Consider the following 14,659-nt stretch of genomic DNA (forward strand, 5'->3'; position numbering starts at 1 on the left):
CGCGCCGCTCAGAGCGGAGCGAGCACCAGGGCGGCCTCAGCCGCCACCTCCGCGGCGATCGCGTCGAGCAGCGGGGAGCGCAGGTTCCACTGCTGCCAGTACAGTGGCACCCGGATGCGCGGCTCGCCCAGCTCGACAAGCCCGTCGGTCACGTGCGGCGCGGGGATCAGCCCCCAGCCGAGTCCGAGCCGAACCGCCTCGGAGAAGTCGTGCGACGCCGGCACGTAGTGTCTCGGCACCTGCCACGGATCCACCCCTCTCGCCCGCAGCCACCCCTGCTGCAGGGTGTCGCGCCGGTCGAAGTCGACGAACGGCGCGCGGGCCAGCGTCTCGGCGGTGACGCCATCCGCGAACCAGTCCTCGATGTAGGCGGCGGTCGCCATCGCACGGTACTCGAGCACGCCGAGCGGCGTGACTGCGCTGCCGCCCACCGGCTCGGCTTCGCTCGTGACGGCCGCCATCACCTCACCTGACTCGAGCATGCGGGCCGTGTAGTCCTGGTCGTCGCGGTGCAGATCGACGTCGATCGGATGCCGGCGCGCCACGCGTGCGAGCGGAGCGAGGAACCACGTCGCCATGGAGTCGGCGTTCACGGCCAGCGGGATGCGCACCCGAGGCGAGTCGGGCGCGGCGTCACCGAGGCCGAACGCCGTCACGGCGTCGTGCTCGAGCAGCGCGACCTGCCTGGCCAGCCGCACGAGCGCCTCACCCGCCTCGGTCGCGCGGACCGGGCGCGAGCGCACCACCACGGTTCTGCCGATCTGCTGTTCGATCGACTTGATGCGCTGGCTGATCGCAGACTGCGTGAGGTTCATCCGCCGCGCGGCGGCCTCGAAACTTCCCTCGTCGACCACCATGGCGACGGTGGCTGCCAGCTGGGCATCGATCTTCACATAAGTGATGCTAATGCTCGTGCAGCCATCTTCGCTGGCACTGATCCACTCCGGCGCCCTAGCTTTGACTCGTGCTCACCTTCGTCGCCGGCCTCGGCCTGATGTACTCCCTGATCATCGCCGTCGGCGCGCAGAACGTGTTCGTCCTGCGCCAGGGGCTTCGTCGTGAGCACGTCCTCCCGGTGGTGCTCATCTGCGCGGCATCCGATGCGGCGCTGGTGTTGGTGGGCACCGCGGGACTCGGCTTCCTGATCGCGGAGCTGCCCTGGCTCATCGTCGTCGCCCGCTGGCTGGGCGGGCTGTCGCTCGTCGTGTACGGCGTCCTCGCCGCGCGGCGCGCATGGCGAGCAGAGGGCGAGGCCCTGGTGGCGGACGCGCCACCAGCATCCGGATCGCCCTCCGCGGCCGGCGGCGGCACCCCGACCGCGACCCTCACCCGTCTGGCGCCGGTGCTCATCGCGACCCTCGCCTTCACGTTCCTCAACCCGAACGTCTACCTCGACACCGTGCTGCTCATCGGGTCGATCGCCGCGACGCATGGCGAAGCGCGGTGGCTCTTCGCCGCCGGGGCGATCCTGGGCAGCGTCACGTGGTTCTTCGCCCTCGGGTTCGGCGCCAGGCACCTGGGCCGCTGGCTGCGCACGCCCCGCGCATGGCGGATGCTCGACACGGTGATCGCCGCGCTGCTCGTGCTCATGGGCATCCTGCTGGTGCTGCCCGTCTTCTCCGGCTGAGACGAGGAAGACCCCCGCCGGAGAACCGGCGAGGGTCTTGCGTCGGCGGGCTCAGCGGCCCGCCCGATCAGCGTCAGATGGCGTTGACGTCCAGCGGGATGCCGGGGCCGAACGTGGTCGACACGGCACCCTTCTGGATGTAGCGGCCCTTCGAGCTCGACGGCTTGAGGCGGACGATCTCCTCGAGCGCTGCGCCGATGTTCTCGTTCAGCTGCTCAGCGGTGAACGATGCCTTGCCGACGATGAAGTGCACGTTGGCGTGCTTGTCGACGCGGAACTCGATCTTTCCGCCCTTGATCTCCTCGACGGCCTTGGCCGGGTTGGGGGTCACGGTGCCGGTCTTGGGGTTCGGCATCAGGCCGCGGGGGCCGAGCACCTTACCCAGACGACCGACCTGGCCCATGAGCTCAGGGGTCGAGACCGCGGCGTCGAAGTCGGTCCAGCCGCCGGCGACCTTCTCGATGAGCTCGGCGCCGCCGACCTCGTCTGCGCCTGCGGCGATGGCGGCCTCAGCGGCTGCACCGTTCGCGAACACGATGACGCGGGCGGTCTTGCCGGTGCCGTGCGGGAGCATGACGGTGCCGCGCACCATCTGGTCTGCCTTGCGGGGGTCGACCGCGAGCTTCAGCGCGACCTCGACGGTCGAGTCGAACTTCGCCGACCCGGTCTCCTTTGCGAGGGCGACGGCCTCGGTCGGGGTGTAGAAGCGGTCTTCCTCGATCTTCGCGAGTGCCGCCTGGTATGCCTTGGACTTGGTAGCCATTGTTATCTCCCTCAGCCCTCGACCGTGATGCCCATCGAGCGCGCAGTGCCCTCGATGATCTTCGATGCGGCGTCGATGTCGTTCGCGTTCAGGTCGGCCTGCTTCTGCTCGGCGATCTGACGGACCTGGTCCTTGGTGATCTTGCCGACCTTGACGGTGTGCGGGGTGGCCGAGGCCTTCGCCACGCCTGCGGCCTTCTTGATCAGCTCGGCTGCCGGCGGGGTCTTCAGGACGAACGTGAAGCTGCGGTCCTCGTAGACGGTGATCTCCACGGGGATGACGTTGCCGCGCTGCGACTCGGTCGCGGCGTTGTACGCCTTGCAGAACTCCATGATGTTCACGCCGTGCTGACCGAGCGCGGGGCCGATCGGCGGCGCCGGGTTGGCTGCACCGGCGTTGATCTGAAGCTTGATCAGGCCGGTCACCTTCTTCTTGGGTGCCATGATTTTCCTTTCATCGAGCTGCGCTGGCTGCCTTCGACGGGCTCAGGGACCCAGCGCTCTCTCCCGCTTCCCCGGCATCTCCGGGGCGCGGTGTCCTTCGACAGGCTCAGGAGCCCATCGAAGAAGTGCACAAACCACAACATTCTACCGTACGCAGAGCGCCCCGCCGGACCAGCCGGCGGGGCGCTGTGCTCGATGGGCTCAGCGGCCCATTCGAAGATGTCAGAGCATCTTGGTGACCTGCTCGAACGACAGCTCCACCGGGGTCTCGCGCTCGAAGAGCGACACGAGGACGGTGAGCTTGCCGCTGGCGGCGTTGATCTCGCTGATCGTTCCGGGAAGACCCGCGAACGAGCCCTCCTTGATGGTGATGGTCTCGCCGACCTCGAAGTCGACCTCGGCCGCCATCGGACGGGCGACGGCGACGCCGCCCTTGGCTGCGATGGACTTCGCGGTGGGGACGTCCTTCACCTCGACCAGCGACTTCAGCATGTTGAACGCCTCTTCGAAGCGCAGCGGGGTGGGGTTGTGAGCGTTGCCCACGAAGCCGGTCACACCCGGCGTGTGGCGCACGACCGACCAGGTGTCCTCGTTGAGCTCCATGCGCACCAGCACGTAGCCGGGGATGCGCACGCGGTTGACCATCTTGCGCTGGCCGTTCTTGATCTCGACGACGTCCTCCATGGGGACCTCGATCTGGTAGATGTCGTCCTCGACCTCGAGCGTCGACTTGCGCTGCTCGATGTTGGCCTTCACCTTGCGCTCGAAGCCGGCATAGGAGTGGATGACGTACCACTTGCCCGGCAGCATCCGCAGGTCCATGCGGAACGCCTCGTACGGGTCCTCCTCGACGGCGCTGTCGGCCTCGTCGACCTCGGGTCCGTCGTACGGGGTGACCTCTTCGGCGGCAGCCGACTCGGCCTCGGCGGACTCCTCCGCCACAGCGTCGTTGAGGACCTCGGCGGCTGCTTCAGACTCAGCCGCTTCGTCCAGGTTCAGAGCGTCGTTCACGATCGCGTCCGCCTCCGGGTCTTGGATCTCGATGTCGTCGGTGTCGTCGTACTCCGCGCCGTTCTCACCCTCGATGTGCAGAGCGGTGTGCTCGGCTGCCGAGGACGACTGCTCCTGCTCGGCGAGGATGTTGCCCTCCTGGGCCTCGTCCTCTTCGCTGGACTGCTCAGCGGCGGTCGCCCAGTCGGCGTCGTCGGAATACTTGTCAGACACTCTGCTTCTTTCCAATCGCTGCGATGGCCCGTGGACGGGGCCGTCGAAGTGGGTTGATCAGCTCAGCGGAACTCCGAAGACGTAGTGCGCTCCCGTTCCGAAGACCCAGTCGAGTCCGTAGACCAGTCCCATGACGATCAGCACGAAAACGAACACCACGGTGGTGAACTTGGCGAGTTCCTTGCGGGTCGGCGTGACGACCTTGCGAAGTTCGCTGATGACCTGGCGGAAGAACAGGGCGATGCGTCCGAAGAAGCCGAGCTTGCTGTCGCGCAGGGCGTAGGTGCCCGAGGCGGCGATGTCGCCGCGAACGTCGTCCTGGTCCATGCACGTACCTTTCGTGAGCCAGCATGCGCTGACGCGCAGGGCGGACAGGAATCGAACCTGCAACCTGCGGTTTTGGAGACCGCTGCTCTGCCAATTGAGCTACCGCCCTAGAGACCGGTCGGCCTCTGGGTCCGCCTCCCCGCCGCGACCCTGGGGCACGGTGAAGGATGCAGACAACTGCCCCTCAAGTGTACGGCATCCGGAACCGTCGGCCGAACCGGCCTCGACGCCCGCGTGAGTCGCGAGCGTCGGGCAGACTGGATGCAGCCGGTCCCGACCGGCGCAGGCAGGCGACGAGAGGGGCGCAGTGGGCGCGGATGTGCAGCAGTTCCAGGTGGATCTTCGCGGAGTCGTCGATCTGCTGAGCCGGCACATCTACTCCGGCCCGCGCGTGTACCTGCGCGAGCTGCTGCAGAACGCGCGGGATGCCATCGCCGCCCGCTCCGAGGTGGACGGCGGCGGCACCGGCATCCGGATCACGCCGCTCACCGACGACGGAGGCGAGTTCGTGCTGCGTGACGACGGGGTGGGCCTGACCGCGACCGAGGTCGCCGATCTGCTCGCGACCGTGGGCCGCAGCTCCAAGCGCGACATCTTCGACATGCCCCGCAGCGACTATCTCGGGCAGTTCGGCATCGGGCTGCTGAGCTGCTTCATGGTCTCGGATCGCATCGTGATCCGCTCACGCAGTGCGCGCGGCGGCGCGGGCGTGGAGTGGACGGGCAGCTCCGACGGCACGTTCCAGGTCGTCGAACTCGAGGAGGAGGTGCCGATCGGCACCAGCGTGCACCTGACCCCGCGATTCGAGCACGCCGATCTGCTGCGCCCCGCCGCGGTCGCGCAGCTCGCGCGGGACTTCGGCGAGTTCCTGCCGGTGCGGGTCACGATCGGGATGCCGGGTGGCGACGTCGACGTGACCCGCCCCGCGCCGTTCCTCGGCGAGGGCGACGCGGACGAGGCTCTCGCCTACGGTCGCGACCTGATCGGCGCGACCCCGATGGACGTCATCGAGATCTCGGAGCCTGCCACCGGCACCCGCGGCCTCGCCTACGTGCTCCCGTTCGCACCGCCGCCCAATCTGCGCCAGGCGACGCGGACCTATCTCGGCCGGATGCTGCTCGCCGAGCGCTCTGCGGAGGTTCTGCCCGACTGGGCGTTCTTCGTGCGCGCCGTCGTGGACTCGACAGGTCTCTCCCCCACGGCCAGCCGCGAGTCGCTGGTCGAGGATGCCGCCCTCGAGCACGTCCGCGAGCAGCTGGGTGCGGGCATCCGCCGCTGGGTGCTCGAGCTGGGGCTCACCGCCCCGCACCTGCTCACCCAGTTCGTCGCGGTTCATGAGCTCGGGCTGAAGTCGCTCGTGCGCCATGACGAGGAGCTCGCCCGTTTCATCACGCGCTGGCTGACCGTCGAGACCGCCCACGGCAGCGTTCGCATCGGCGATCTCGTCGAGCGGCACCGCCACATCCGCTATGCGCGCACGGTGGACGAGTTCCGCCAGGTGGCGGGCATCATCCCGGCATCCGAGGTGCTGGTCAACGGCGGCTATCTGTACGACGCTGATCTCATCGCCGACCTGCCCACGCTGTTCCCCGATGTCACGGTCGAGCAGATCGACGTCACAGGTGAGCTCGAGCGACTCGATCCGCCCCCGCTCGACGACCGGGACGCGGCGATCACGCTGGAGGCGCGAGCGGGAGCGGTGCTCGCCGGATCCGGATGCGCGGTGACCGTGCGCGCGATCGACCGCGCAGACCTCACCGGACTGTACGTCGCCGATCCGCGCGTGCTGCGCGCGATCGATCGCGGCCGCACGAAGGGCATCGCCGGCGGACTGTGGGGCGGCGTGCTGTCGAGGGTCGACGACACGGTCGGCGGTGCGAGCGACGACGACATGCGCGCGCGGCTGTGCCTGAACTGGTCGAATCGGGTGGTGCGCACCCTCGTCGGGGTCGACGACGACGCGGTGTTCGCGCGCACGGTGCAGCTGCTGTACATCCAGGCGCTGCTCGCCGGTCACCACCCGCTGTCCGACGCGGATCGAGCCTTGATGACCACGGCGCTGACCGACCTCGTCGCGCTGTCGGCCGGGGTGCGCGACGACTTCCCCTTCGACGGACTCGACCTGCCGGGTCCTCTCACCGAGGAGCCCTGATGACCGACCCGACGACGCGATTCCAGCAGCTGCTCGACGAGATCGACAGCACGCCCTGGGGCAGGCACGAGCAGGCCCTCACCGCCGAGGCCGTGGCCCTCGCGCAGGAGATCGGCGACGAGCATCTCGAGTACCAGGCGCGCATGCGCCAGACGGCCTCGGCGAACATGGGCGGCCTGACCGACGTGATGCTGAATTCGTTCGCGTGGTGCCTCGCGCACCATGACGCTGATTCGCAGCGGTTCCCCCTCGACATCGACAACGGCGCCGCCGACCTGATGTGGCAGTTCAAGTGGATGGCCGCCACGCTGCGCGCCTCGCCGGCCTTCTCGAGCGAGCAGATCGCTGCCGTGCTCGACGACATGGAGGCGCACTACCGTCGCGCCGGGATCGGCATGAGCGGGGTGCTGACCGCCCGCTTCGAGGATGCCTGGGCGTCGGGCCGGATCGAAGACGCCGAACGACTGCGCGGCCTGCTCGAGACGACTCCGCGCGACGACTACAGCCACTGCGATGCGTGCGGACGCAGTCAGAACGCCGGGTTCTTCGCCGCCACCGATCGCGACGAGCAGGCGATCCGTCTGGTCGAGGAGATGATCGAGGGCGGCTTCTCGTGCGGCGAGGAGCCCGAGCACGCCCTGTCGCGCGTGCTGCTGCCGTATCTGCGCACCGGCCGTCTCGACGAGGCCAGGGCGGCGCATCTGCGCAGTTACCGGCTCGCGAAGGACAATCCCGACAACCTCGGCATCGTCGCGAACCACATCGTGTTCGCCGCGGTCACGGGCAACGAGGCGCGCGCCCTGTCGCTGGTCGAACGGCACCTGCACTGGCTCGCTCACGACCAGCTGAACGTCGACGGTCATTTCGCGATGCTGTCGGCGATCGCCTTCGCCCTTGACCGCGTGACGGCGGTCGGTCATGGCACGGCGACCGTGCGCGCGGCCGAGGCCGCCGCGCTCGAGCCGTTCTTCGGCGCGCGAGAGGGTGCATGGACGGCATCCGCCCTGGCGCGCGCCGCCGGCGCGGCCGCCGACCGCATCGGCGCCGAGTTCGACGCGCGGGACGGCTCGGACTGGCACGCGCAGCGCCGTGCCCGGATGCGGATGCTGGCGGATGCGCGCTGGGACGTGCCGATCCGGTCGGACGTGTTCGCGGTCGAGACGCCGTCGCCCGAACCGCAGGATGCCGAGGGATGGTACGAACGAGCGCTGGCGCTGGCCGCGTACGGCTCGGAGCGCGATGCGCTGGCCGCTGCCGATCGCGTCGGCGAGCTCGTGGACGCCGAGCAGCGGGCGCGCCTGCTCGGGCTGCGGATCGGCGCGCACGTGTCGCTGGCGGAGTGGGACGCGGCCGAGGCGCTGATGCCGCTGCGTGCGGCGACGCTGCGGGAAGCCGGGCACTCTGAGCAGGCCGAGTTGGAGGGACGCCGCGGGCTCGCGCTGTACGGACGCACCGAGGTCGGCGACCACGCCGGCCTCGAGCAGGAGTGGGCGGATGCCGGACGGCTGCCCTCCTGGTCGCGCGGCGACGTCGCGCTGACGCTGGCGGCGCTGCGGTTGAGAGGTGACGACCCCGACGGTGCCGTCGAGCTCACCGAGCACGCCGCCGTCTGCTTCGCCGAAGCCGGGGACGGGCGTCTGGTCGCGGCGAGCCGGATGCTGCGCGCGATGGCGTTCGTGGGTCAGGGCGAGATCGAGCAGGCGGACGAGCTGCTGCAGTCGCTGCTGGCCGATGACGATCTGAACCCCGGGCAGCGCGCGCGCCTGCTCGAGGTGCGGGCGCGACTGCACGGCGGTGCCGGGCGGCTCGAGGAGGGCGCCGCCGACGCGGACGCCGCGGCCGGCATCCTCACCACCCTGGGAGCGGCCTCCGCCTTGGCGGAGGCGCAGATGCTCGCCGGCGCGCTGTGGGATGACGCCGGGCACCCCGATCGGGCCATGCCGCGCTACCGTGCGGTGATCCGTCTGATGAGCGGGCGCGGCGCCGACGTCAGCGGTGCCGAGTTCCGCCTCGGGCGGGCGATGCTCGGGGCCGGTCTCGCCGCCGAGGCCGCCGAGCTGCTCGGCGATGTGCTGCAGCGCGAGGAGAGCAGTGGAGCGTCCGCGGCGTCGCGCGCGATGACCGCGGGCGTGCTGGGCCGCGCCCTCGCCGCCGCGGAGGAGTACGGCCAGGCGATGGGCGCGTACGGGTACGCGGCCGAGCTGCACGCCGAGGCGGAGGAGCCCGCCGAGCAGGCGCTCGTGCTCACCGAGCAGGCCAAGATCCTCGCGCGCTTCGGCGAGCACTCCGACGCCCGCGAGCTTCTCGAGCAGGCGGCCGAGCTGGTGCGTCCCACCGACGCGATCGGTGCGATCGTCGAAGTGCTGCACAACCTCGGGCAGTCGTACGGCGGTGCTCGGGACGAGCGGGCGTTCGCGCTGTTCGACGAGGTGCGGGCCCTGGCGGTCGAGCACGAGGCGGACTGGCTGATCGCCGACGTCACCGACTCGCGCGGGCGCGCGCTGCTCGAGTTCGACCGCATCGACGAGGCGATCGCTGCGCTGCTGACCGCGGCCGACGGCTTCGCCGCTGTAGGGGATCCCGCATCAGCCGGCGGTTCGGAGCTGTTCGCCGCCCGCACGCTCGCCGAGGCTGATCGCCTCGACGACGCCGTGCCGCTCTACCGCAGCGTGCTCGACCGTGCCTCGGACATGCCTCCGATGCGTCAGGTCGCCGCCCTTGAGCTCGGCGACGTGCTCGAGAAGCTCGGCCGCACCGGAGACGCCGCGCAGGTGCGCGCGCTGCTGGACGAGTAGGTCGCGGGGCATCCGGCTACCGGCATCCGGCATCCGGGCGTACAGGCGGACCGGGCAGGAAGAACAGCCGGACCAGGCGCACAGCCGACGCCCCGCAGCGAACGACAAGGTGCGCCAGACGGCGGAGCGGCTCAGAACAGCTGACGCCAGTTGGCCTTGGCGAGGTCGAGCAGCTCATCGCCACGTCCCGACATGACTGTCCGGATCGCGTACAGGGCGAAGCCCTTCACCTGCTCGGCGCTGACCGACGGCGGCATCGAAAGCTCCTGCCGCTCGGTGACCACGTCCAGCAGGGCCGGCCCGTCGTGTGCGAGCACCTCGGCCACCGCATCCAGCAGATCCTCCGACCGCTCGACCCGGCGCGCGAAGATGCCCAGCGCCGACGCGACCGCCGCGAAGTCGGGGTTGTCCAGGTCGGTGCCGTAGGTGACGAACCCGGCTGCCTTCATCTCGAGCTCGACGAAGTTCAGTGACGAGTTGTTCACCACGACCACCTTCACGGGCAGCCGGTTCTGGGTGATCGTGATCAGCTCGCCGAGCATCATCGCGAGTCCCCCGTCTCCGGCGAGGGCGATCACCTGCTGATCGGGCCTCGCGGTCTGCGCACCGATCGCGTGCATGATCGCGTTCGCCATCGAGCCGTGGGTGAACGAGCCGATCAGCCGCCGACGCTCCGTCATCGAGAAGTAGCGCGCCGCCCAGACCGTCGGCGAGCCGACATCCGCCGTGAAGATGGCATCCGACGCCGCAGCCTCATCGATCAGCCGGGCGAGGTACTGCGGGTGGATCGGCGCCTTGCCGCGAGCCGGCACGGCCAGCTCATCCAGCTTCGCCCGCGTCTTGCGGTAGTGCGCGACGGCGTCGTCGAGGTGCGAGCGATCGCTCTTCTCGGCCAGCCGCGGCAGCAGCGCACCGACGGTGGCCTTCACATCGCCGACGAGGCCGAGATCGAGCGGATGCCTGCGCCCGAGCTGCGAGCCGCGGATGTCGACCTGGATCGTCGTCGCGCGCTCGGGGTAGAACTGCGTGTACGGAAAGTCCGACCCGAGCACGAGGAGGACGTCGGCCGCCTCCATCGCACGGAACCCGGACGCGAAGCCGAGCAGGCCGGTCATCCCGACGTCGAACGGATTGTCGTACTCGATGTGCTCCTTGCCCCGCAGCGCGTGCACGATCGGCGCGGCGAGCCGGTCTGCCAGAGCGACGACCTCGTCGTGCGCACCCTCGACTCCGGCTCCGGCGAGGATGGTCACCTTCCGCGTGCCGTTGAGCAGCGTGGCCGCCTGCTCGAGCTCTGCCGGGCTCGGGGTGATCACGGGATTCGTGCGCGGGATGACGACGGCGCGGTCGTCGGCGATCTCGGCGAGGGCGACGTCTCCCGGGATCACCAGCACCGCCACGCCGCGCTGCTCGATCGCCGCGCGCATCGCGATCTCCATCAGGCGCGGCATCTGCGTCGGGTCGGCGACGTACTCCACGTACACGCTCGACTCGCGGAACAGCTCCTGCGGGTGGGTCTCCTGGAAGTACCCGGTGCCGATCTCGACCGTGGGGATGTGGGCGGCGATCGCGAGCACGGGCACCCGAGACCGGTTCGCGTCGTAGAGTCCGTTGATGAGGTGCAGGTTGCCCGGGCCGCAGGATCCGGCGACCACGGCGAGGTCACCTGTGAGCGCGGCATCGGCAGCCGCGGCGAACGCCGCAGACTCCTCGTGTCTCACATGCACCCAGCGGATGGCGCCGTCCTTGCGGAGCGCGTCGGTGAAGCCGTTGAGCGAGTCGCCCGGGATGCCGTAGACCCGGTCGATGCCGTTGGCGCGAAGCGTGCGGACCATGTTCTCAGCGACGGTCGTCATGCCTCGACCCTACGCCCGCCCGCGGATTAGTACTCGGCGACCCCGTAGCGCTCCGGCTCTCCCGTGCGCGAGAAGGCGCGTCCGCTCACCGACGTCGGCCGGATGCGCACGTAGATGTACTTGAGGGTAGGCACCCACGGCTTCAGCCCGAGCTGCTCGGCCGCTTCGCGCTCATCCAGGGTGTCCAGCGTGTGCGCGCTGCCTCGCACGACGACGCTCCAGGCGTCGGCATCCGTGTGATCGTCGACCTCGAAGAGCACCTCGTCGTTGACGGTCAGCTCGACGAGCTTGCTGCCCTCGGCGGTGCGGAAGACGATCGAGGCGCCGTCGGTGACGAAGTTGATCGGGAAGATGTCGATCACGTCGCCGACCCGGGTCACCAGACGACCCAGCTCGGCGCCTCTGAGCCGCTGCCAGCATTCCTCTTCGCTCAGCCGGATGACCGGATCCTCGGTGCTCATGACGCGCTCCTTCCGCCTGTTTCGAGAGTATCCCTGAAGACGGCGACGCGGTACGGGCGAATGCTGCCCGTACCGCGTCGGAAGGAGTGCAGGGGACGCTCAGGCCGTGCGGATGAGCTTCTTGTTGACGAACTCGTCGGCTGCGAGCAGCCCGAGCTCGCGCGAGGTGCCGCTGCGCTTCACACCGCCGAAGGGCAGCTCGGGGCTGTCGGCGAGCGCGATGTTCACGTAGACCATGCCGGCCTCGATGCGGTTCGCGACTCGATCCGCCTGCTCGGGATCGGTCGTGAACACGTACGAGCCGAGACCGAAGGTCGTGTCATTGGCGAGCTCGACGGCGGCGTCCTCGTCGGCGACGCGGTACACGACCGCGGCCGGGCCGAAGAGCTCTTCGCCGTAGACATCCATCTCGGGCGTCACATCGGCGAGCACCGTCGGTGCGAAGAAGGCGCCCTCCCGGGTGCCGCCGGTCAGCAGGGTCGCCCCCTGCGCGATCGCCGTGTCGATCTGCTCCTGCAGACGCTCCGCGGCCGCGAGGGACGACAGCGGGCCGAGCACCGTGTCCTCCTGCGTCGGGTCCTCGGCGGAGACGGCGGCGAGCGACGCCACGAACTTCGAGGTGAACTCGTCGTACAGCTCGTCGACGATCACGAAGCGCTTCGCGCCGTTGCAGGACTGTCCGTTGTTGTCGAGGCGGGCGTCGACGGCGAGCTGCACGACGGAGTCGAGGTCGTCGGTCGAGAGCACGATGAACGGGTCAGACCCTCCCAGCTCGAGCGCGACCTTCTTGAGGTTGCGACCGGCGACCTCGGCGACGGCAGCGCCGGCGCGCTCGGAGCCGGTGACCGAGACGCCGTGCACGCGCGGGTCGGCGATGATCTTCGCCGCCTGCTCATTGGTGGCGTACACGTTCACGTACGCCCCTTCGGGAAGACCCGCATCGCGATAGATGGCCTCGATCGCCGCAGCCGACTCCGGGCACTGCGGAGCGTGCTTGAGGATGATCGTGTTGCCGATCGCCAGGTTCGGAGCCGCGAAGCGGGCCACCTGGTACGCCGGGAAGTTCCACGGCATGATGCCGAGCAGCGCACCGAGCGGGGCGCGGCGCACGACGGCGGTCCCCTCGCCGACGATGTCGAGCGGCTGATCGGCCGTGATCACGTCGATGTTGTCGGCGTAGTACTCGATGATGTCGGCGGCGAACTCGACCTCGCCGACGGCGGCGGCGATCGGCTTGCCCATCTCGCGGACGATGATCGCGCCCAGCTCGTCCTTGCGCTCACGGTGCAGCTCGGCGATGCGGCGGATCACCGCGGCGCGGTCGGCCGGAGCGGTCGCGCCCCACACCTTCGCGGCCGAGGCCGCGGCGGCGATCGCCTGCTCGATCTGCTCGTCGGTGGCGGTGTCGTAGCCGGCGACGGTCTCGCCGGTGGCCGGATTGACGACGGCGTAGTCGGTCATGTCGGTTCCTCTCGTAATGCGCTGGTGGGCCCTCGACGATGCCGAGGGCCCACCACGCGGGTCAGCTGTTGGGAATCAGTGTGTACTTGGTCGACAGGTACTCGTGGATGCCCTCGGCGCCGCCCTCACGGCCGACGCCGGACTGCTTCACGCCGCCGAAGGGAGCCGCGGCGTTGGAGACCACGCCCACGTTCAAGCCCATCATGCCCGTCTCCAGCGCATCGATCATCCGGTGCCCGCGGGCGAGATCCTCGGTGAACACGTACGACACCAGGCCGTACTCGGTGTCGTTCGCCAGACGCACGGCCTCGGCCTCATCGGCGAAGGTCGCGATGGCGAGCACGGGTCCGAAGATCTCCTCGCGCAGGATCGCGCTGCCCGCGACCACCTCGGTGAGCACGGTGGGCTCGTAGAAGGTGCCGGTGCCCTCCAGCGCCTTGCCGCCGGCCAGCACGCGGGCGCCGCGATCGACGGCGTCGCCCACCAGCTCCTCCGCCTTGGCGACGGCGTCCTCGTCGATCAGCGGGCCGATGGCCACGCCGTCTTCGGTGCCGCGACCGATCTTCATCGCCTGCACACGCTCGGCGACCCGGCGGCCGAACTCCTCGGCGACGTCCTGGTGCACGATGAAGCGGTTGGCTGCGGTGCACGCCTGGCCGATGTTGCGGAACTTCGCCGCCATCGCGCCGTCGACCGCCTTATCGAGATCCGCGTCCTCGAAGACGACGAACGGCGCGTTGCCGCCCAGCTCCATCGACACGCGCAGGATGCCGTCGGCAGCCTGCGCGATGAGCTTGCGACCCACCTCGGTCGATCCGGTGAACGACAGCTTGCGCAGGCGCGGGTCGGCGATGATCGGACCGGACAGCGCGCCCGAGCGCGAGGTCTGCACGACGTTGACGACACCGGCGGGCAGACCCGCCTCTTCCAGCAGCTTCGTGAAGAAGATGGTGGTCAGCGGGGTCAGCGCCGGGGGCTTGATGACGACCGTGCAGCCGGCGGCGAGCGCGGGCGCGATCTTGCGAGTCGCCATCGCGAACGGGAAGTTCCACGGCGTGACGAAGAACGACGGGCCCACCGGGCGCTGCGAGACGATCATCTGTCCGGTGCCCTCGGGATTGCTGCCGTAGCGGCCGGAGATGCGCACGGCCTCCTCGCTGAACCAGCGCAGGAACTCACCGCCGTAGACCACCTCGCCGCGCGCCTCGGCGAGCGGCTTGCCCATCTCGAGGGTCATCAGCAGCGCGAGGTCCTCCTTGTGCTGCTGCACGAGGTCGAAGGCGCGACGCAGGATGTCGCTCCGGGTGCGCGGCGCTGTCGCGGCCCAGGCATCCTGAGCCCCGACGGCCGCGTCCAGGGCACGGATGCCGTCGGCCGGCGTCGCGTCGGCGATCGAGGCGATCACCTCGTTGGTCGCGGGGTCGCGCACGTCGAAGGTGCGCCCCTCTTCGGCATCCGTCCACTGCCCGCCGATGAAGAGGCCGCCGGGTACGCGGGAGAGGAGTTCCTGCTCGTTCGATGCGAGTGTCATATTCATCTCGATTCTGTAG

12 protein-coding genes and 1 tRNA gene are annotated in these 14,659 nt (G+C 69.7%); 3 read left to right on the plus strand and 10 right to left on the minus strand.

Annotated features, from left to right (window positions below; translation table 11 throughout):
- Positions 1-8 precede the first annotated feature (8 nt).
- On the minus strand, positions 9-893 hold the full coding sequence (locus V2S05_RS07155; protein WP_413634556.1) for a LysR family transcriptional regulator ArgP: 885 nt from the start codon (positions 891-893) through the stop codon (positions 9-11).
- A gap of 71 nt (positions 894-964) precedes the next feature.
- Here V2S05_RS07155 and V2S05_RS07160 point away from each other — a divergent pair, with 71 nt between their 5' ends.
- Positions 965-1,627: a LysE/ArgO family amino acid transporter gene (locus V2S05_RS07160; protein WP_413634557.1), complete on the plus strand. Its 663-nt coding sequence runs from the start codon at positions 965-967 to the stop codon at positions 1,625-1,627.
- Positions 1,628-1,700: 73 nt separating this feature from the next.
- Here the strand turns inward: V2S05_RS07160 and rplA are convergent, their stop codons facing one another.
- The 5 genes from rplA to V2S05_RS07185 form a co-directional block, all read right to left on the minus strand.
- Positions 1,701-2,390 carry a 50S ribosomal protein L1 gene (gene rplA / locus V2S05_RS07165; protein ID WP_271639560.1) on the minus strand — a complete coding sequence of 230 codons (690 nt, stop codon included), beginning with the start codon at positions 2,388-2,390 and terminating at the stop codon, positions 1,701-1,703.
- Positions 2,391-2,401: 11 nt separating this feature from the next.
- A complete protein-coding gene (gene rplK / locus V2S05_RS07170) occupies positions 2,402-2,833 on the minus strand; it encodes a 50S ribosomal protein L11 (RefSeq protein WP_071643823.1) in 432 nt (143 codons plus the stop codon).
- Positions 2,834-3,055: 222 nt separating this feature from the next.
- Positions 3,056-4,057: a transcription termination/antitermination protein NusG gene (gene nusG / locus V2S05_RS07175; protein ID WP_413634558.1), complete on the minus strand. Its 1,002-nt coding sequence runs from the start codon at positions 4,055-4,057 to the stop codon at positions 3,056-3,058.
- A 57-nt stretch (positions 4,058-4,114) separates the two neighbouring features.
- On the minus strand, positions 4,115-4,384 hold the full coding sequence (gene secE, locus V2S05_RS07180) for a preprotein translocase subunit SecE (protein WP_271639558.1): 270 nt from the start codon (positions 4,382-4,384) through the stop codon (positions 4,115-4,117).
- A gap of 36 nt (positions 4,385-4,420) precedes the next feature.
- Positions 4,421-4,493: transfer RNA gene (locus V2S05_RS07185), tRNA-Trp, on the minus strand.
- Between the two features lie 198 nt (positions 4,494-4,691).
- Between V2S05_RS07185 and V2S05_RS07190 the strand changes: the two genes are divergently transcribed.
- Both V2S05_RS07190 and V2S05_RS07195 read left to right on the plus strand, forming a co-directional pair.
- Positions 4,692-6,536, plus strand: a complete 1,845-nt coding sequence (locus V2S05_RS07190) for an HSP90 family protein (RefSeq protein ID WP_413634559.1) — start codon at positions 4,692-4,694, stop codon at positions 6,534-6,536.
- Positions 6,536-9,331 (plus strand): hypothetical protein, encoded by a 2,796-nt coding sequence (locus tag V2S05_RS07195; RefSeq protein ID WP_413634560.1) that lies wholly within the window; start codon positions 6,536-6,538, stop codon positions 9,329-9,331. The genes V2S05_RS07190 and V2S05_RS07195 overlap by 1 nt, the downstream gene beginning before the upstream one ends.
- A gap of 131 nt (positions 9,332-9,462) precedes the next feature.
- Here the strand turns inward: V2S05_RS07195 and poxB are convergent, their stop codons facing one another.
- The 4 genes from poxB to V2S05_RS07215 form a co-directional block, all read right to left on the minus strand.
- Positions 9,463-11,187, minus strand: coding sequence for a ubiquinone-dependent pyruvate dehydrogenase (gene poxB / locus V2S05_RS07200; RefSeq protein WP_071643838.1), 1,725 nt, complete (start codon positions 11,185-11,187; stop codon positions 9,463-9,465).
- Positions 11,188-11,213: 26 nt separating this feature from the next.
- Entirely contained in the window at positions 11,214-11,648 is a 435-nt protein-coding gene (locus V2S05_RS07205) for a pyridoxamine 5'-phosphate oxidase family protein (protein ID WP_413634561.1), read from the minus strand.
- 99 nt (positions 11,649-11,747) lie between these two features.
- Entirely contained in the window at positions 11,748-13,109 is a 1,362-nt protein-coding gene (locus V2S05_RS07210) for an NAD-dependent succinate-semialdehyde dehydrogenase (RefSeq protein WP_271639552.1), read from the minus strand.
- 61 nt (positions 13,110-13,170) lie between these two features.
- Entirely contained in the window at positions 13,171-14,646 is a 1,476-nt protein-coding gene (locus tag V2S05_RS07215; RefSeq protein ID WP_413634562.1) for an NAD-dependent succinate-semialdehyde dehydrogenase, read from the minus strand.
- Between the last annotated feature and the right edge of the window lie 13 nt (positions 14,647-14,659).

Origin of the sequence: Microbacterium sp. OR16 (genome assembly GCF_047306725.1) — a bacterium.
GTDB lineage: Bacteria > Actinomycetota > Actinomycetes > Actinomycetales > Microbacteriaceae > Microbacterium.